This is a genomic window from Roseateles chitinivorans, from assembly GCF_002761755.1.
GTDB classification, from domain to species: domain Bacteria; phylum Pseudomonadota; class Gammaproteobacteria; order Burkholderiales; family Burkholderiaceae_C; genus Roseateles; species Roseateles chitinivorans.
Genome location: NZ_PEOG01000027.1, coordinates 52,563 through 70,700, shown reverse-complemented (window position 1 = coordinate 70,700; position 18,138 = coordinate 52,563). Strand labels below are relative to the sequence as shown.

13 protein-coding genes are annotated in these 18,138 nt (G+C 71.6%); 11 read left to right on the top strand and 2 right to left on the bottom strand.

The window, feature by feature from the left end:
• Positions 1-126: 126 nt before the first annotated feature.
• Entirely contained in the window at positions 127-1,128 is a 1,002-nt protein-coding gene (locus CS062_RS11910; RefSeq protein WP_099861847.1) for a family 43 glycosylhydrolase, read from the bottom strand.
• A 235-nt stretch (positions 1,129-1,363) separates the two neighbouring features.
• On the opposite strand from CS062_RS11910, the gene CS062_RS11905 reads away from it, so the two are divergent.
• The 7 genes from CS062_RS11905 to mmsB all read left to right on the top strand — a co-directional run bounded on the left by CS062_RS11905 (position 1,364) and on the right by mmsB (position 10,337).
• Positions 1,364-1,987, top strand: a complete 624-nt coding sequence (locus CS062_RS11905) for a phosphohydrolase (protein ID WP_099861846.1) — start codon at positions 1,364-1,366, stop codon at positions 1,985-1,987.
• Between the two features lie 49 nt (positions 1,988-2,036).
• Entirely contained in the window at positions 2,037-4,178 is a 2,142-nt protein-coding gene (locus CS062_RS11900; RefSeq protein WP_099861845.1) for an amidohydrolase family protein, read from the top strand.
• 232 nt (positions 4,179-4,410) lie between these two features.
• Entirely contained in the window at positions 4,411-5,919 is a 1,509-nt protein-coding gene (locus CS062_RS11895; RefSeq protein WP_099861844.1) for a CoA-acylating methylmalonate-semialdehyde dehydrogenase, read from the top strand.
• A gap of 13 nt (positions 5,920-5,932) precedes the next feature.
• The gene (locus tag CS062_RS11890; protein WP_099861843.1) at positions 5,933-7,093 is read left to right on the top strand and encodes an acyl-CoA dehydrogenase family protein; all 1,161 of its coding nucleotides are present in this window, start codon (positions 5,933-5,935) and stop codon (positions 7,091-7,093) included.
• A 174-nt stretch (positions 7,094-7,267) separates the two neighbouring features.
• On the top strand, positions 7,268-8,089 hold the full coding sequence (locus tag CS062_RS11885; RefSeq protein WP_099861842.1) for an enoyl-CoA hydratase: 822 nt from the start codon (positions 7,268-7,270) through the stop codon (positions 8,087-8,089).
• Positions 8,086-9,267, top strand: coding sequence for an enoyl-CoA hydratase/isomerase family protein (locus tag CS062_RS11880; RefSeq protein WP_099861841.1), 1,182 nt, complete (start codon positions 8,086-8,088; stop codon positions 9,265-9,267). The genes CS062_RS11885 and CS062_RS11880 overlap by 4 nt, the downstream gene beginning before the upstream one ends.
• 152 nt (positions 9,268-9,419) lie before the next feature.
• The gene (gene mmsB / locus CS062_RS11875; protein ID WP_099861840.1) at positions 9,420-10,337 is read left to right on the top strand and encodes a 3-hydroxyisobutyrate dehydrogenase; all 918 of its coding nucleotides are present in this window, start codon (positions 9,420-9,422) and stop codon (positions 10,335-10,337) included.
• Here the strand turns inward: mmsB and CS062_RS11870 are convergent.
• Positions 10,334-11,782: a short-chain fatty acyl-CoA regulator family protein gene (locus CS062_RS11870; RefSeq protein WP_099861839.1), complete on the bottom strand. Its 1,449-nt coding sequence runs from the start codon at positions 11,780-11,782 to the stop codon at positions 10,334-10,336. The two genes, mmsB and CS062_RS11870, sit on opposite strands and share 4 nt — an antisense overlap.
• Before the next feature lie 258 nt (positions 11,783-12,040).
• On the opposite strand from CS062_RS11870, the gene prpC reads away from it, so the two are divergent.
• Genes prpC through CS062_RS11850 form a run of 4 tightly spaced genes read left to right on the top strand, consistent with a single transcriptional unit; the run spans position 12,041 to position 17,977 of the window.
• Positions 12,041-13,195, top strand: coding sequence for a bifunctional 2-methylcitrate synthase/citrate synthase (gene prpC, locus CS062_RS11865; protein ID WP_099861838.1), 1,155 nt, complete (start codon positions 12,041-12,043; stop codon positions 13,193-13,195).
• Positions 13,192-15,867 (top strand): Fe/S-dependent 2-methylisocitrate dehydratase AcnD, encoded by a 2,676-nt coding sequence (gene acnD / locus CS062_RS11860; RefSeq protein ID WP_099861837.1) that lies wholly within the window; start codon positions 13,192-13,194, stop codon positions 15,865-15,867. The genes prpC and acnD overlap by 4 nt, the downstream gene beginning before the upstream one ends.
• Entirely contained in the window at positions 15,864-17,117 is a 1,254-nt protein-coding gene (gene prpF, locus CS062_RS11855) for a 2-methylaconitate cis-trans isomerase PrpF (protein ID WP_099861836.1), read from the top strand. The genes acnD and prpF overlap by 4 nt, the downstream gene beginning before the upstream one ends.
• Entirely contained in the window at positions 17,114-17,977 is an 864-nt protein-coding gene (locus CS062_RS11850) for an isocitrate lyase/PEP mutase family protein (protein WP_099861835.1), read from the top strand. Before prpF ends, CS062_RS11850 begins: the two co-directional genes overlap by 4 nt.
• Positions 17,978-18,138: the final 161 nt, after the last annotated feature.

Below are 18,138 nucleotides of genomic sequence, written 5' to 3'. Positions count from 1 at the left end.
GTCCTTCCGATCTGGCGAGCAGCCGGGCCAGCGCGACGGGCTCGCGGGCGGGGACGACGAGCGAGCCGGCTGCGAGTCCGGCCAGCGCTCCCAGCGCCGCCGTGAGGACCGCGACGCGACGCAGGCTCACCACACGGGCTGCGGCCACCCGTCCGACCCCCAGGTCACGTTGTTGATGAACAGCACCGGCGCGCCGTTGTTCTGCGCGTCGTAGGCATGCCAGGCGATGACCGATCCGTCGGCCAGCAGCGACTGTCCGCCCGGCCCCTTGAAGCGCGAGCCGCTGGACGCCAGCACCGTGCCGCCGCCGGACATCATCGCCACGCCGGCCTTGTCGACGTAGGGCCCGGTGATCGAGCTCGAGCGTCCGACGACGATGCGGTAGGTGCTGTTCGCGCCCTGGCAGCAGGCGTTCTTGGACGCGAACAGGTAGTACCAGGTGGTCCCGTTCGTCGCATGCGAGATCACGAAGCCGTTCTCGATGCCGTTGACGTTGTCGCGTGCGATGTTGACCGGCGTGCCTGAAGGCTTCAGCGTGGTGCTGCTGACCGGGCGGATGAAGATGCCGTTCCAGAACGAGCCGTAGACCAGGTAGGGGCTGCCGCCGGTGGTCCGGGCCAGGGCGGGGTCGATCGCGTTGAAGGTGTCACCGGGCGCCGAGGTCACGACGGCGCCCTGGTCGACCCATTTGCCGGCCGCGATGCCGCCCGCCGAGGTGGTCAGCCCGATCGCCGACTTCTGCGAGCCGAAGCTCGACACCGCGTAGTAGCAGTAGCCCATCGATCCCCATTCGCCGCAGCCGGGCGCCCACACCTGGGCCGGCTTGCCGGCGGCGACGTACTGCTGCCACCAGGACAGGCCGCTGCCGAAGATCGGTACGCCCTGTTTCCACGCATGGCCGTCGCTGGAGTACTTCACCCCGATGCCGTTGTTGTCGGTGGTCTCGAAGATCCACCAGGTCGTGCTGGTCTTGTAGATGTTGGGGTCGTGCGTGCCCAGGGAGCCGGTGAGGGTCCAGGGCGCGGCCGCGACGCTGCCGCCGATGACGGCGGCGCCCAGGGCGAGGACGGCGCGCGCCTGGCGCAGCCAGCGCGACGCGCTCGCGCGGCGCGAGGGGGTGAGGGTCATGTCTTGTCTCCGATCTTGTCTGTCTTGGGAATCGAGCGGGGTCCGCGCCGGGGAGCGCGAGCCCGAGCGCCCGAGAGTCCGTCACCCGCAGGCGGGTGGGGGACTGCGGTGGATGCTAGGAACGGGGCGCTTGGCGCACCAATGAAATCCCGACCGCTTGCGATGCCGGTTCGGGCATCAGGGGGAACGCGATGTGGGCCAGGGGCGGGCGTGGCGCCTCGCTACAGTCGGCCGCATGACCGACCATCCCCGTGCCTGGATCCGCCTGCCCTCCGGGGCGGCGCTCGACCTGATCAATCCCTCGCCGCAGGCCTGGACCGACCAGGACCTCGCGCTGCGCCTGGCGCGCACCTACCGCTGGGGCGGCGAATCCATCTGGCCCTGGCCGTTGTCCGTCGCGCAGCACTCGCTGCTGGTGCTGGCGCTGCGGCGCCAATGGGCGCAGGAGGCCGGCGCGCCGCTATCCCTCGCGCTGCAACGCGCCGAACTGCTGCATGACGCCGAGGAAGGCTTTCTCGGATTCGATTGCATCTCGCCGCTCAAGCGGGTGTTGGGCGAGCCCTTCCGCATCGTCGGCGACCGGCTGATGCAGGCCATCGCCACGCGCTACCGGATGCCGGACTGGACGCCGGAGACCCATGCGCTGCACAAGCGCGCCGACAGCATCGCCGCCGCGACCGAGGCCGTGCACTGCACCGGCTGGTCCGAGCGCGAAGTGCGCGAGGTGCTCGGCATCACGCATCCCGTGCTGGACAGCGATCCCTTGCAGGCGCTGCATGGCGGCACGCCGTGGGAGCCGTGGCCGTCGGACGTGGCGGCGGCGCGATTCCTGGCGGAGCTGCGCGCGCTGGCAGCCTGAAAAGATCCTGCAAGGCAACTGCCCCCCACGGGGTGACGGAGGTCCGGACATGACGGCGACGACAAGTCGAGACGGGCGCGCGACGGCGTGCGAGGACGCGCCTGGCTCGCGACGGGGACTCGGGAGCGTCCTTCTGTGCGCCGCCTGGGCGGGCCTGCTGTGGGCCACGGCGGCGCAGGCGCATGACGAGCCGCGGCGCCAGTGGGCACCGGCCATCGCCGAGGCGGCCTCCGCCGCGGCCGCCCTGCCTGCGCCGGAAGTGCTGCCGGGCGCGAAGGCCCGGCTGGCGCAGGTCCAGATCCATGGGGTGGTCGTCGGGCGCCAGGCGTCGAGCCGCCAGGGCGATGAGACCCTCGTCGACCATGCCTTCAGCGAGCGCGGTCGTGGCGATCGCCTGCGGGCGCGCTGGACGCTCGACGCGCGCGGCCTGCCGCTGCGCTACGAGGCCGAGGGCCACGACTACTGGAAGGCGCCGCTGGCCGAGCGCTTCGATCGCGTCGACGGCCAGGCGCGATGGAAGAACCGCGTCGAGCAGGGGCGCGTGGCCTGGCCCGAGGCTGGGGCCTTCTACCTGCCGGCCAACCCGCCGCCGGAGTTCAACGGCGTGCTGGCGCGCGCGCTGCTGAAGGCGCCTGGGCAACGGCTGGCCCTGCTGCCGGCGGGCGAGGCTTCGCTGACGAAGGGCCCGACGATCACCGCCGGCGGACGGCGCCTGACGCTTCATCTGATCGCGGGCATCGACTTCACGCCGGTGCCGGTGTGGCTGGATGAGCAACTGCAGACCGCCGCCGTGATCGACGACTGGTTCGAGGTGCTCGCCCCGGCCGACCTGCGGCTGCTCGATCGCCTGAAGGCGGCGCAGCGCGAGGCCGATCGGCGCTGGGCGGCGGACCTGGCCCGGCGGCTGACCCATGTGCCGCGCGGCGATCTGTTGATCCGGCATGCCCGGCTCTTCGATCCGCGGGACGGCGTCGCGCGCGAGGACATGCGGGTGCTGGTGCGTGGCGGGTTCATCCTGCGCGTCGAGCCCGACGACGCCGGCCCGGCGCCGGCCGAGGCCGAGGTCATCGACGCGGCCGGCCGCTTCCTGATGCCGGGCCTGTGGGACGTGCACCAGCACTTCTCGGGCACCGACGGCCTGTTCGACCTGATCGCCGGCGTGACCAGCGCGCGCGACATGGCCAACGACAACCAACCGCTGATCGAGCGCGTCCAGCGCTTCGACGCGGGAACCGAGCTCGGTCCCCGCGTGGTGAAGGCCGGCATCGTCGAAGGCGTGGGCCCGCTGGCCGGTCCGACCGACATGCGTGTCGAGACGCTCGAGCAGGCGCGCCGGGCGGTCGACTGGTATGCGGATCGTGGCTACGCGCAGATCAAGCTCTATTCATCGTTCAAGCCGGAACTGGTGCGCCCGATCGCCGATCTCGCGCATGCGCGCGGCCTGCGGGTCAGCGGGCATGTGCCGGCCTTCATGCGCGCCCAGGCCTTCGTCGAGGCCGGCGCGGACGAGATCCAGCACCTGAACTTCATCGTGCTGAACTTCTTCCCGGAGGTCGCGGATACGCGGGGCCCGGACCGCTACACGGTGATGGCGGAAAAGCTGCTGCAGCTGGATCTGGACAGCGCGCCGGTGACGGGCTTCATCGCCGAACTGCGCCGTCGCCACACGGTGCTGGATCCGACGGTGGCGATCCTGGAGGGGCTGTATTCGGGCGCGCCGGGCCAGCCGCCGGCGGCGCTCAAGGGCCTGGTCGAGCGCTTCCCGCCGATCGTGCGGCGGCGGCTGCTGTCCGGCGCGGTGGCCGTGCCGCCCGGCAGGGAAGAGGCCTACCGCCAGGCGCTGCCGCGCCTGCTGCAGCTGATCAAGCGGCTGCACGACGGCGGCGTGACGCTGATGCCGGGCACCGATGCCTTCGCGGGCTACACGCTGCACCGGGAGCTGGAGCTCTACGTGCGCGCCGGTATCCCGAACGCCGAGGTCCTGCGGCTGGCGACGCTGACGCCCGCCCAGGTGCTGGGCGTGGCCGGGCAGCGCGGCGAGATCGCGCCGGGCCAGCAGGCCGACATGGTGCTGCTGGACGGCGATCCGCTCACGGACATCGCTGCCCTGCGGCAGGTGGTCAGGACCATCAAGGCGGGTCGCGTCTTCGATCCGTCGCAGCTCGAGGCGGCCCTGGGGATGACGCGATGAGTCGCAGGGGCCGATCGACCACGCGCTGTGGACCACCGCACGTGTAGCTGGCGCGGTCCCCCGACCCGTGCCCATCGAGCGGTCTTCGCAAACTTCGCGGCGCGGACGCGCGACCTGCGAAGCGCTTCGCCACTTTCCCTTTTCACAGGGCCGTGCGGACGGTTCGCGCCGGCCGATCGCCGATAGATTCTTCTGGCGCCCCTGATCGAGGGGCGAGAGACCAGGAGACACGATGACCCGCGACGACCTGCCGCGCCTTCCGCTGTTGATCAACGGCGAATTCGTTCAATCCCGCAGCGCCGAGTGGCGCGACGTGGTCAATCCCGCGACCCAGCAGCGGCTGGCACGCGTGCCGATGGCGACGCCGGACGAGGTGGAGGCCGCCATCGCTTCCGCGCGCGAGGCCTTCAAGACCTGGCGCCACACGCCGATCGGGCAGCGCGCGCGCATCTTCCTCAAGTACCAGCAGCTGATCCGCGATCACCTCAAGTCGCTGGCCGCCACGCTGACCGCGGAGCAGGGCAAGACGCTCGCCGATGCCGAGGGCGACGTGTTTCGCGGCCTGGAGGTGGTCGAGCAGGCCGCCAACATCGGCGCGCTGCAGATGGGCGAGCGCGCGCACAACATCGCCGCCGGGGTCGACACCTACACGCTGTTGCAGCCGCTCGGTGTCTGCGCCGGCATCACGCCGTTCAACTTCCCCGCGATGATTCCGCTGTGGATGTTCCCGATGGCGATCGCCTGCGGCAACACCTTCGTGCTCAAGCCCTCCGAGCAGGACCCGATGGTGACGATGCGGCTGGTCGAGCTGGCGCTGGAGGCCGGCCTCCCCAAGGGTGTGCTCAACGTCGTGCATGGCGGCGAGGCCGTGGTCAACGCGCTGTGCGACCACGCCGACATCCGCGCCGTGTCCTTCGTCGGCTCGACGCGCGTGGGCACGCGGGTTCATGACCGCGCCACCCGGGCCGGCAAGCGCGTGCAATGCATGATGGGCGCGAAGAACCACGCCGTCGTGCTGCCCGACGCCCACAAGGAGCAGACGCTCAATGCGCTGGTGGGCGCCGCCTTCGGCGCGGCGGGGCAGCGCTGCATGGCGGTGTCGGTGGCGGTGCTGGTCGGCGCGGCGCGCGACTGGCTGCCGGAGCTGATCGAGAAGGCGAGGGGCCTGAGCGTCGGCGCCGGCGATTCGGCGACGACGGACGTGGGGCCGCTGATCTCGTGCGCGGCGCGCGATCGCGTCGAGCAGCTCATCGCGCGCGGCATCGAGGGCGGCGCGACGCTGGCGCTCGACGGCCGGCTGCCGCCGCTGAGCGGCCAGTTGAAGGAAGGCAACTTCGTCGGCCCGACCGTGTTCAGCGGGGTGAAGCCCGGCATGACGATCTATGAGCAGGAGGTCTTCGGCCCGGTGCTGTGCGTGATGGAGGCCGCGACGCTGGACGAGGCGATCGCGATGATCAACGCCAACCCGAACGGCAACGGCACCGCGCTGTTCACGCAGTCGGGCGCGGCGGCGAGCCGCTTCGAGGACCGGATCGATGTCGGTCAGGTCGGCATCAACGTGCCGATCCCGGTGCCGGTGCCGCTGTTCTCGTTCACCGGTTCGCGCGCGTCCAAGCTCGGCGACCTCGGCCCCTACGGCAGGCAGGCGGTGCTCTTCTACACGCAGACCAAGACGGTCACCGCGCGCTGGTTCGACGACGCCTCGACCGGGGGCGTCAATACGACGATCAGCCTGGGCTGAGCCGGAGCCCGCCATGGACTTCGAACTCAACGAGCAGCAACGCGCGTTCCAGCAGGCGGCGCGCGATTTCGCCCGCGACGAGATGGCGCCGCATGCGGCCGAATGGGACGCGCGGGCCATCTTCCCGCGCGACACGCTGCGGCATGCCGGCGAACTGGGCTTCTGCGGCCTGTACGCCGCCGAGGCCGCCGGCGGCCTGGGCCTGCCGCGACTGGACGCGACGCTGGTCTTCGAGGAACTCGCGGCGGCCTGCCCGTCGACGACCGCCTTCCTCAGCATCCACAACATGGCGACCTGGATGGTGACCCGATTCGCGCGGCCGGAGGTCGCGGCGCGCTGGGGGCCGGCGCTGTGCGCGGGACGGGCGCTGGCGTCGTACTGCCTGACCGAGCCGGGCGCCGGCTCGGATGCGGCCTCGCTGCGCACCACCGCGCGGCGGGCGGGCGACGACTATCTGCTCGATGGCGGCAAGGCCTTCATCTCGGGCGCCGGCGCGACCGACGTGCTGGTGGTGATGGCTCGCACCGGTGGTCCGGGCGCGGACGGTATCTCGGCCTTCCTGGTCGAGGCCGGCGCGGCCGGCATCCAGTACGGCCGCAAGGAGGACAAGATGGGCTGGAACAGCCAGCCCACCCGCGCGATCGCCTTCGACGGCGTGCGGGTCCCGGCGGCCCATCGGCTGGGCGACGAGGGGCAGGGCTTCCGCATCGCGATGCAGGGGCTGGACGGCGGACGCATCAACATCGCGACCTGCTCGGTCGGTGCGGCGCAGGGCGCCTTGACTGCGGCACAGCGCTACATGCACGAGCGGCGCCAGTTCGGGCGGCCGCTGGCCGACATGCAGGCGCTGCAGTTCAAGCTCGCCGACATGGCGACCGAGCTCGTCGCCGCGCGGCAGATGGTGCGGCTGGCCGCGGCCAAGCTCGACGCCGGGTCGCCGGACGCGCAGGTCTATTGCGCGATGGCCAAGCGGCTCGCCACCGACATCGGCTTCGAGGTCTGCAACCAGGCCCTGCAGATCCACGGTGGCTACGGCTACATCCGCGAATACCCGCTGGAGCGCTATCTGCGCGATGCGCGGGTGCACCAGATCCTCGAGGGCACGAACGAGATCATGCGCGTCATCGTCGCGCGCCGGATGCTGCAGGACCACGCACCGGAGGCGATCCGGTGAGGTCGCCCTCGACCGTCGCCCCCAACGGTATGCCGGGCCCACGCCACGCCCTCGCCACGCCGCCCATCGGCGGCGAACGCATCGACGACGCCATTTCGACATCGACATCGACATGGGCGTCGGCACCGACAACGACGCCGGCGCGGCGCTTCCCTTCCTCCATCCACACACCCCATGACTGACACGCCAACCGCCGCCGACGGCGGCCCCACCGGCCTGCGCCTGGAGCGCCGCGGACACACGGCGCTCATCACGCTGGCGAATCCGCCGGCACACACCTGGACCGCTGACAGCCTCATGGCGATGAAGCGCCTGGTCGAGGCGCTCGACGCCGATCCCGACATCCGCGCGCTGGTCGTCACCGGCGAGGGCGAGAAGTTCTTCAGCGCCGGCGCGGACCTGAAGCTCTTCGCCTCCGGCGATCCCGGCGTCGCCGCGACGATGGCGCGCCGCTTCGGAGAAGCCTTCGAGGCCCTGGCCGCCTTCCGCGGCGTCAGCATCGCGGCGATCAACGGCTACGCGATGGGCGGCGGCCTGGAATGCGCGCTGGCCTGCGACCTGCGCATCGTCGAGGCGCAGGCCGTGATGGCGCTGCCCGAGGCCGGCGTCGGCCTGCTGCCTTGCGCCGGCGGCACCCAATGGCTGAGCTGGACGGTGGGCGAGGGCTGGGCCAAGCGCATGGTGCTGCTGGGCGAGCGCGTCGACGCCGAGACCGCGCTGCGCATCGGCCTGGCCGACGCGCTGACGCCCAAGGGCGGCGCGCTGACGCTCGCGCTGCAATGGGCGGAACGCGTGCAGGGGCAGAGCCCGGCCAGCGTCGCGGCCTGCAAGCGACTGATCCAGGGCGCGCGGTCGGCCCCGCCGCATTCGCAGCTGGCCGCCGAGCGCGAGGCCTTCGTCGCGCTGTTCGAGTCCGACGACCAGCGCGAGGGCGTGCAGGCGTTCCTCGGCAAGCGGGCGCCGCAATGGCGCAGCCGCAGTGGAGGTTCGCGATGACGGCACGGGATCTCACTGCTGCGGCCACCGAGGCAGCCACCGTGAACGCTCGCGCTGCCGAAGACGAGCCGGTGCGCTTTCGAACGCTGCTGACCGCCTCGGGCCATCGCTTCGGCCACGCGACGCTGAACGCGCCGGGCAGCCTCAATGCCCTGACGCTGTCGATGGTCGATGCCCTGCAGGCGCGGCTGGACGCGTGGGCCGACGACCCGGCCATCGCCGGCGTGGTCCTCGATGGCCACGGCGAGAAGGCGTTCTGCGCCGGTGGCGACGTCGTCGGGCTGCATCGCGCGATGAAGGCGGCCGGCGCGGGCCGGGTGCCGCGCGACGCGGCCGCGTTCTTCGAGCGCGAGTACCGCCTCGACCACGCCATCCATCGCTATCCCAAGCCGCTGCTGGTCTGGGGCCACGGCATCGTCATGGGCGGCGGCATCGGCCTGATGGTCGGCGCGTCGCACCGCGTGGTCACGCCGCGCAGCCGGCTCGCGATGCCGGAGATCAGCCTCGGGCTCTATCCCGACGTCGGCGGCAGCCGCTTCCTGTCGCGCCTGCCGGGCCGGACCGGGTTGTTCCTGGCGCTGACCGGCGCGCCGCTGAATGCCGCCGATGCCCTCTGGGCCGGACTGGCGGACCGGGCCGCGCGCGCCGAGGACGGTGGCGCGCTGCTCGAAGGCATCGCGCGCACGCGATGGTCGGGCGATCGCGCGGCCGATGCCGAGGCGCTCGACGACCTGCTGCGCGGTCTGCCCGCGCCGGAGCTGGCGGCGTCGCCGCTGGCTGCGCACCGCGCCCGCATCGATGCGCTGATCGGTCCGCACGACAGCCTGGCGACGATCGCGCCGCGGCTGCGCTCGCTGGCCGGCGACGCGGATCCTTGGCTCGCCGCCGCGGGCGCGGCCTTCCAGAAGGGATCGCCGACCTCGGCCGCGTTGGCGGTCGCGCTGCAGCGGCGGTTGCGGCAGGCCTCGCTGGCGGAGACCTTCCGCCTCGAGTACCAGGCGTCGGTGGGCTGCTGCGTGTTCCCCGACTTCGCGGAAGGCGTGCGCGCGCTGCTGATCGACAAGGACCGGTCGCCGCGCTGGCAGCCGGCCGATCTCGATGAGGCGGGGGATGCCTGGGTCGACGCGCTGCTCGTGCCGCGCTTCGAGGGGCCGCATCCGCTGGCGGATCTGCGCTGACTGCCGCCCCCAGCGCGAAACGGCGGCTGGATGCGCCGTGATGGCGAGCGCGGCATTCATCGACGCGAGGGCGGTCCATCGCCCACGTACATGAACGACAAGGAGACAGGACCATGACTTCATCGAATGCGGCGCCGGAAGCCGCTCTTGGCATGGCGCCGCACGCCGCGAGCGCCGAGCGCGTGGCCTTCATCGGTCTGGGCCACATGGGCGGGCCGATGGCGGCCAACCTGGTGAAGGCGGGACACGTCGTCACCGCCTTCGACCTCAGCGAGGCCGCGCTGGCCAAGGCGGCCGAGGCCGGCGCGATCGCCGCTCCATCGGCGCTGGCGGCGGTGGAGGGCGCCTCGGTCGTGATGTCGATGTTGCCGGCGAGCCGCCATGTCGAGGCGCTGTACCTGGGCGAAGGCGGCCTGCTGGCGCGCCTGCCCGCCGGCACGCTCGTCATCGACTGCAGCACCATCGCCCCGGCGAGCGCGCAGCGCGTCGCGGAGGCCGCGGCGGCGCGAGGCGTGGCGATGCTGGACGCGCCGGTCTCCGGCGGCACCGCCGGCGCCGCGGCCGGCACCTTGACCTTCATCGTCGGCGGCGAGCCGAGCGCGCTCGATCGCGCACGGCCGCTGCTGGCGGCGATGGGCCGGCATGTCTTCCATCTGGGCGGCGCTGGCGCCGGCCAGGTCGCCAAGCTCTGCAACAACATGGCGCTGGGCGTCATCATGGCCGTCACCGGGGAAGCGCTCGCACTCGGCGCGTCACACGGCCTGGACCCCCGGGCGCTGTCGGCCATGATGGCGGTCAGCACCGGCCGCAGCTGGGCCACCGAGGTCTGCAATCCCTGGCCCGGCGTCAAGCCGGAGGCGCCCGCGTCGCGCGGCTATGCCGGCGGCTTCGGCAACGACCTGATGCTCAAGGACCTGGGGCTGGCGATCGAGGCGGCGCTGCAGGTCGGCGCCGCGGTGCCGCTGGGCGAGCTGGCGCGCAATCTCTATGCGCTCAATCGCCTGGCCGGCCGCGGCGGGCTGGACTTCTCGAGCGTGCAGCAGCTGGTGGCTGGGCCGGCAGGCGGCTAGCGCGTCCCGTAGGGTTCCGCGGCGCGCTCGTTCTCGTCGATGCGCAGCCGCTTGCCCAGCGCCGGGAACGCGCGCTGGGCGCAGCCCTCGCGCTCGCACAGCTTGCAGCCCGGCCCGATCGGCGTGGCGCTGGCGGGGTCGCCGAGGTCCAGTCCCTTGGCGTACACGAGTTGCTCCGCGTGACGCAGGTCGCAGCCCAGACCGATGGCGAACTCGCGGGCCGGCGATCCATAGCCGCCCGTCGCCCGCACCTCGCAGTGCGCGATCCACAGGTAGCTGCGTCCGTCGGGCATGCGCGCGACCTGCGTCAGCACGCGGCCCGGCTGGGCGAATGCCTCGTAGACGTTCCACAGCGGACAGGTGCCCCCGCTGCGGGAGAAGTGGAAGTCCGTCGCCGATTGCCGCTTGGAGATATTGCCCGCGCGGTCCACCCGCACGAAGAAGAAGGGCACGCCCCGCGCTTCCCGCCGCTGCAGCGTCGAGAGCCGATGGCACACCGTCTCGAAGCTGACGCCGAAGCGCTTGGCGAGCAGCGCGATGTCGTGCCGCAAGGCCTGGGCCGCGGACAGGAAGGCGCGATAGGGCAGGACCAGCGCGCCAGCGAAGTAGCTCGCCAGGCCGATGCGCGCCAGCGCCGCCGCTTCCGGGCTGAAGCTGGCCGAGGCGATGAGCCGATCCATCTCCGCGCCGCATTCGAGGTAGGCCAGCTGCGTGGCGAGCTGGAATGCGCGCTGGCCGGGCGAGAGCGATGCCGAGAGCAGCAGCAGGCGCTGCGCGGGTTCGTAGCGTCGCAGGCGCTCGTCGGGCACCACCTGCACCTGGATCCGGTGCGCGCTCATCAGGTGGGCCTCCAGCCGCTGCGCCAGGTCCTGCTGCGAGAGCGGCAGGGGCGGCGGCAGCGTCGTGCTGATGCCGGTGCTGGCCGTCGCGCCGTCGGCGAGCGTGATCGCCAGCGCCTCCGCCGCGCGGTCCAGCGCGTCGATGTGGTTGTGGTGTGCGTAGAAGAAGTCCCGCACCTCCTCGTGCGGGCCAGGTCCCGGGATAGCGCCGGCGCCGCGCTCATGACCGCCAAGGTTGCTCACCCGCTGCTCGGCGCCGCGGGCCCGCCCGTGCAGCCGCAGCATCAGCTGCGCCATGCCGGGCATCTGCTGCACCAGCGTGCGCAGCTCCGACTCGGGCACGCCGCCGGGCACCGGTGTCTCGGCCACGATCTCGTGCAACTGCGCGAAGAGCCGCGCCTCGTCGTCCTCGGAGAAGAACTGCAGGTCCACGCCCAGCGCCGACTGCAGCCGCAGCAGCACCGCGACGCTCAACGGACGCTCGTTGTTCTCGAGCTGGTTCACGTAGCTGGGCGAGAGCTTCAGCGCCTGTGCCAGCGCCGCCTGGGTCAGGCCGCGCTGCTCGCGCAGGGTCTTGAGCTTCACGCCGAGGAAGGTCTTGCGCATCCGTGTCGCACCGGGAAATGAGGACGGGGGACTCGCTTCTGGATTCGCAAAATTTGCAAATCTGGCGAATCGACTTCGCACTTCATTGCTAATTCAGCCATTGAGCCTCAGTGGCCCGGCTGCAAAGATTGCGAATAACGCGACTATCCCATGCCCCGATGGCTGGCATCAAGACCTTCCGCTGATCCCCGCATTCCCGCATCTGCCGCATCGCCGCAGGCCGCATGCCGGCATTTCCGCCATCCCAGGAGGAGCCCCATGAGCGAGACCCTCGCCCCCGCCTTCAAGCCCAAGAAATCCGTCGCGCTGTCCGGCGTCGCCGCCGGCACCACCGCGCTGTGCACCGTCGGTCGCAGCGGCAACGACCTGCATTACCGCGGCTACGACATCCTCGATCTGGCCCAGGCCTGCGAGTTCGAGGAAGTCGCCCACCTGCTGGTGCACGGCAAGCTGCCCAATGCCGCCGAGTTGCGCGCCTACAAGGCCAGGCTCAAGGCGCTGCGAGGCCTGCCGGCCAGCGTCAAGGAAGCGCTGGAGCGCCTGCCCGCCGGCGCCCATCCGATGGACGTGATGCGCACCGGCGTCTCCGCGCTCGGCTGCGTGCTGCCGGAGAAGGACGACCACAACCTGCCCGGCGCGCGCGACATCGCCGACCGGCTGATGGCTTCGTTGGGGTCGATGCTGCTGTACTGGTTCCACTGGGCGACGCAGGGCCGCCGCATCGAGGTCGAGACCGACGACGACTCCATCGGCGCGCACTTCCTGCACCTGCTGCATGGCCGACGGCCCGATGCCGGCTGGGAGCGCGCGATGCACACCTCGCTGATCCTGTACGCGGAGCACGAGTTCAATGCGTCGACCTTCGCCGCGCGCGTCATCGCCGGTACCGGCAGCGACCTGTACTCGGCCGTGGCCGGCGCGATCGGCGCGCTGCGCGGACCCAAGCACGGCGGCGCCAACGAGGTGGCCTTCGAAGTGCAGAAGCGCTACGACTCGCCGGACGAGGCGGAGGCCGACATCCGCCGCCGCGTCGAGGCTCGCGAGGTCGTCATCGGCTTCGGCCATCCGGTCTACACGATCAGTGATCCCCGCAACGGGATCATCAAGCAGGTGGCGCGGCAGCTGTCGATCGAGGCCGGCACGACCAAGATGTTCGACATCGCCGAGCGCCTCGAGCGGGTGATGTGGGACGTCAAGCGCATGTTCCCCAACCTCGACTGGTTCAGCGCGGTGAGCTACCACCTGATGGGCGTGCCCACGTCGATGTTCACGCCGCTGTTCGTGATCGCCCGGACCAGCGGCTGGGCGGCGCATGTCGTCGAGCAGCGCCAGGACAACAAGATCATCCGTCCCAGCGCCGTCTACACCGGCCCCGAGGACCAGGCCTTCGTGCCGCTGGCAGCGCGTCAATGAGCGTCGCCCCTGCCGCCACCATCGCCGCCGCCGCGCCGGTCAATGCCGCATGGCGTCGGCCGCTGCCCGGCACCGACCTCGACTGGTTCGACGCCCGCGCCGCCGTCGAGGCGCTGCGCCCCGGCGCCTGGACCCGCATGCCCTACACGGCGCGGGTGCATGCCGAGAACCTGGTGCGCCGCTGCGATCCGGTCCTTCTCGAGGCCTGCCTGCTGCAACTGGCCGACGGCCTGAGCGAACGCGACTTTCCCTGGTATCCCGCGCGCGTCGTCTGCCATGACATCCTGGGTCAGACGGCGCTGGTGGACCTCGCCGGCCTGCGCGACGCGATCGCGGCGCGCGGCGGCGATCCGTCCCAGGTCAACCCGGTGGTGCCGGTGCAGCTGATCGTCGACCATTCGCTGGCGGTCGAATGCGGGGGCGACGATCCCGCCGCCTTCGACAAGAACCGCGCCATCGAGGACCGGCGCAACGAGGACCGCTTCCACTTCATCGACTGGTGCCGGCGCGCGTTCCGCAATGTCGAGGTGATCCCGCCGGGGAACGGGATCATGCATCAGATCAACCTGGAGCGGATGTCGCCGGTCGTGCAGGTGGAGCGCGACGCCGGCGGCGGCATCGCCTATCCGGACACCTGCGTCGGCACCGACAGCCACACGCCGCATGTCGACGCGCTCGGCGTGATCGCCGTCGGCGTCGGCGGCCTGGAGGCGGAGAGCGTGATGCTGGGCCGCGCGTCGTGGATGCGCCTGCCGGAGATCGTCGGCGTCGAGCTCACCGGACGGCGCCGGCCCGGCATCACCGCCACCGACCTGGTGCTGGCGCTGACCGAGTTCCTGCGCCGCGAGAAGGTGGTCGGCGCCTACCTCGAATGCTTTGGCGACGGTGTTGCCGGGCTGACGCTGGGCGACCGCGCGACGATCGCCAACATGGCGCCCGAATATGGCGCGACCGCCGCGCTGTTCGGGATCGACGAGCAGACGCTGGCCTACCTGCGCCTGACCGGCCGCGCGGACGACCAGGTGCGTCTGGTCGAGACCTACGCCAAGGCGGCGGGCCTGTGGTCCGGCGTCGGCGGCACGCTGGACGGTGTGACCTACCGCCGGGTGCTGCGCTTCGACATCGGCGCGGTCGAGCGCGCCCTGGCCGGGCCGTCGAACCCGCATCGCCGGCTGCCGACCGCGATGCTGCGCGAGCGCGGCATCGCCGCGCCCTGGGTGGACGAGCCCGGACGCCTGCCCGATGGCGCGGTGATCATCGCGGCCATCACCAGTTGCACCAACACCAGCAATCCGCGCAATGTCATTGCCGCCGGCCTGCTCGCGCGCAGCGCGCGGCGCCTGGGATTGGTCCGCAAGCCCTGGGTGAAGTCCTCGCTGGCGCCGGGCTCGCGCGCGGTGACGCTCTACCTGGAGGAGGCCGGCCTGCTGGCGGACCTCGAGGCGCTGGGCTTCGGCGTCGTCGCCTATGCCTGCACCTCCTGCAACGGCATGTCCGGCGCACTGGACCCGGCGATCGAGCGCGAGATCGTCGAGCGCGATCTCTATGCCACCGCGGTGCTGTCCGGCAATCGCAACTTCGATGGCCGCATCCATCCCCGCGCGCGACAGGCCTTCCTGGCCTCGCCGCCGCTGGTGGTGGCCTACGCGCTGGCGGGCACGATCCGCTTCGACATCGAGCGCGACGTGCTCGGCGTCGTCGACGGGCGCGAGATCCGGCTGCAGGACCTGTGGCCGGACGACGAGGAGATCGACGCGCTGGTGCGCCGCTGCGTGAAGCCGGCGCAGTTCCGGCGCGTCTACGACCCGATGTTCGCGATCGCGCCGGCGGCGGCCGACGCGACCGAGCCGCTCTACGACTGGCGCCCGCGCTCGACCTATATCCGGCGGCCGCCGTACTGGGAGGGGGCGTTGGCCGGCGCGCGCACGCTGCGCGGCCTGCGCGCGCTGGCGGTACTGCCCGACAACATCACCACCGACCACCTGTCGCCCTCCAATGCGATCGAGGTGGAATCGGCCGCCGGCGAGTACCTCGCGCGCATGGGCGTGCCGGCGGAGGACTTCAATTCCTACGCGACTCACCGCGGCGATCACCTGACCGCGCAGCGGGCCACCTTCGCCAATCCGACGCTGCGCAACGAGATGGTCCGCGACGCATCGGGCGAGGTCATCGCCGGCTCGCTGGCGCGGCTGGAGCCGGACGGCACCGTGATGCGCATGTGGGAGGCGATCGAGACCTACCTGGCGCGCCGCCAGCCGCTGATCGTGATCGCCGGCGCGGACTACGGCCAGGGCTCGTCGCGCGACTGGGCCGCGAAGGGGGTGCGGCTGGCCGGCGTGGAGGCGATCGTCGCCGAGGGCTTCGAGCGCATCCATCGGACCAACCTCATCGGCATGGGCGTGCTGCCGCTGGAGTTCCTGCCCGGAACGACGCGGCGGACGCTGGGCATCGACGGCTCCGAGCGCTTCGATGTGCTGGGCACGGCCGCGCCGCGCACGGTGATGACGCTGGTGCTGCATCGCCGCGACGGCGTCCGCACCGAAGTGCCGGTACGCTGCCGGCTCGATACCGCCGAGGAGTTGTCGATCTACCAGGCGGGCGGGGTGCTGCAGCGCTTCGCCCAGGACTTCCTCGCGACCGCGGTGCCGCCAATGACCGAGGCCATGACATGAGCTTCCTGCCCGTCTTGAAGATCCCCGCCGTCCTGCTGCGGGGAGGCACCAGCAAGGGCGTGTTCTTCCGGCTGGAGGACCTGCCCGCCGATTGCCGCAAGCCGGGCGCCGCACGCGACCGGCTGCTGCTGCGGGTGATCGGCAGCCCCGATGCCTACGGCAAGCAGATCGACGGCCTGGGCGGCGCGACCTCCAGCACCAGCAAGGTGGTGATCGCGTCGCGCAGCGCGCGGCCCGGTCATGACGTGGACTACCTCTTCGGTCAGGTCGCGATCGACCGGGCGTTGGTGGACTGGTCCGGCAACTGCGGCAACCTCTCGGCCGCTGTCGGGCCTTTCGCCATCGAGACTGGACTGATCGACGCGGCGACGCTGCCACGCGACGGACAAGCGACGGTCCGCATCTGGCAGGCCAACATCGGCAAGACCATCGTGGCGCGGGTGCCGATGCAGGACGGGAGGGTGCTGGAGAGCGGCGATTTCGAGCTCGATGGCGTGACCTTCCCGGGCGCGGAGATCGAGCTGGCCTTCCTCGATCCGGGCGACGACGGCGACGGCGCCGATGCAAGGGCTGGTGCTGGCGGGCAGGGCGAGGGCGCGATGTTCCCCACCGGCCGCGTCGTCGACGAACTGGCACTGCCCGAAGATCTGGTCGCTGCCGGCCGCCTGCGCGCGACCTTGATCAACGCCGGCATTCCCACGGTCTTCGTCGATGCGAGGGCGCTCGGCTACACCGGCACCGAAGCGCAGGAGAGCGTCAACGGCGACGCGGCGGCCTTGCGTCGGCTGGAGGCGATCCGCGCCCACGCGGCGCTGCGCATGGGGCTGATCGACGCGCTCGACGAGGCAGCGACGCGCCCGCACACGCCCAAGCTGGCCTTCGTGGCGCCGCCGCAGCGCTATCGCGCCTCGAGCGGCCGGATCGTCGAGGCCGGCGACATCGACATGCTGGTGCGGGCGCTGTCGATGGGCCGGCTGCACCACGCGATGATGGGCACGGCCGCGGTGGCCATCGGCGCCGCGGCGGCGATCCCCGGCACCGTCGTGTGCGAGGCGGCCGGCGGTGCGCCGCGTGCGTCGGTGCGCTTCGGGCATCCGTCGGGCACCTTGCGCGTGGGCGCCGAGGCGGCGCTCGTCGATGGCCAATGGCGCGTGACGCGCGCCGTGATGAGCCGCAGCGCGCGCGTCCTGATGGAAGGCGTCGTACGCGTGCCCGCTGAAATCCTTCTTCCTTCGAAAGAACTCCCATGACTTCTCCCCGCAAGGCGCTGCGCGCGCTGGTGGCGGCGCGCCGCGGCGTGCTGGTGCCGGGCGCCTTCAATGCGCTGTCGGCCCGGGTGATCGAGGACCTCGGCTTCGAGGCGCTCTACATCACCGGCGCTGGCGTGACCAACATGTGGTTCGGTCTGCCCGACCAGGGCTTCATGGGCCTGGCCGAGATCGCCGATCACACGGCCCGCATCCGCGACGCTGTCGAGCTGCCGCTGATCGTCGACGCCGACACCGGCTTCGGCAATGCGCTGAACGTGCGGCATGCGGTGCGCACGCTGGAGCGCGCCGGCGCCGACTGCATCCAGCTGGAGGACCAGGTCGCGCCCAAGCGCTGCGGGCATTTCAGCGGCAAGGCGGTCCTCTCGACCGAGGAGGCGGTGGGCAAGATCAAGGCGGCGGTGGACGCGCGGCGGGACCCGGACCTGATGATCATGGCCCGCACCGACGCCTGCGCGACGCTGGGCTTCGAGGCGGCGGTGGAGCGCGCGCTGCGCTTCGCCGAGGCGGGCGCGGACCTGCTGTTCGTCGAGGCGGTGACCACGCCGGATCAGATCCGGGCGTTGCCGGGGCGCCTGCCGGTGCCGCAGCTGATGAACATGGTGATCGGCGGCCAGACGCCGATCACCGACGCGGAGGAGTTGCAGACGCTCGGCTATGGCATCGTGCTGTACGCCAATGCGGCGCTGCAGGGCGCGGTGGCCGGCATGCAGAAGGCGCTGGGTGTGCTGAAGTCGCAGCGCCGTCTCGACGAGGACCCGTCGCTGGTCGCGCCCTTCGCCGAACGCCAGCGGCTGGTGGGCAAGCCGGCGTGGGATGCGCTGGAGAGAAAGTACAGCTGAGGGGATGAAGCCCTGAGCGCCAATAGCCTTGGTCAGTATCGATAGGGGGACTGACCATCGACCATCAGTTCCCCCGCCAAGACCGCATTTCGGAGGAATGACGAGCGCGCGGGGCGCGCGGAGACTGCAGCCTTTCAGGCCCGGACCTGTCAAGAAGGAGC

Coding starts and splice junctions, on each gene's coding strand:
- mmsB (WP_099861840.1), top strand. CDS start 9,420: ATGGCGCCGCACGCCGCGAGCGCCGAGCGCGTGGCCTTCATCGGTCTG.
- CS062_RS11900 (WP_099861845.1), top strand. CDS start 2,037: ATGACGGCGACGACAAGTCGAGACGGGCGCGCGACGGCGTGCGAGGAC.
- CS062_RS11850 (WP_099861835.1), top strand. CDS start 17,114: ATGACTTCTCCCCGCAAGGCGCTGCGCGCGCTGGTGGCGGCGCGCCGC.
- CS062_RS11880 (WP_099861841.1), top strand. CDS start 8,086: ATGACGGCACGGGATCTCACTGCTGCGGCCACCGAGGCAGCCACCGTG.
- CS062_RS11895 (WP_099861844.1), top strand. CDS start 4,411: ATGACCCGCGACGACCTGCCGCGCCTTCCGCTGTTGATCAACGGCGAA.
- prpC (WP_099861838.1), top strand. CDS start 12,041: ATGAGCGAGACCCTCGCCCCCGCCTTCAAGCCCAAGAAATCCGTCGCG.
- CS062_RS11905 (WP_099861846.1), top strand. CDS start 1,364: ATGACCGACCATCCCCGTGCCTGGATCCGCCTGCCCTCCGGGGCGGCG.
- CS062_RS11870 (WP_099861839.1), bottom strand. CDS start 11,782: ATGCGCAAGACCTTCCTCGGCGTGAAGCTCAAGACCCTGCGCGAGCAG.
- CS062_RS11885 (WP_099861842.1), top strand. CDS start 7,268: ATGACTGACACGCCAACCGCCGCCGACGGCGGCCCCACCGGCCTGCGC.
- prpF (WP_099861836.1), top strand. CDS start 15,864: ATGAGCTTCCTGCCCGTCTTGAAGATCCCCGCCGTCCTGCTGCGGGGA.
- acnD (WP_099861837.1), top strand. CDS start 13,192: ATGAGCGTCGCCCCTGCCGCCACCATCGCCGCCGCCGCGCCGGTCAAT.
- CS062_RS11890 (WP_099861843.1), top strand. CDS start 5,933: ATGGACTTCGAACTCAACGAGCAGCAACGCGCGTTCCAGCAGGCGGCG.
- CS062_RS11910 (WP_099861847.1), bottom strand. CDS start 1,128: ATGACCCTCACCCCCTCGCGCCGCGCGAGCGCGTCGCGCTGGCTGCGC.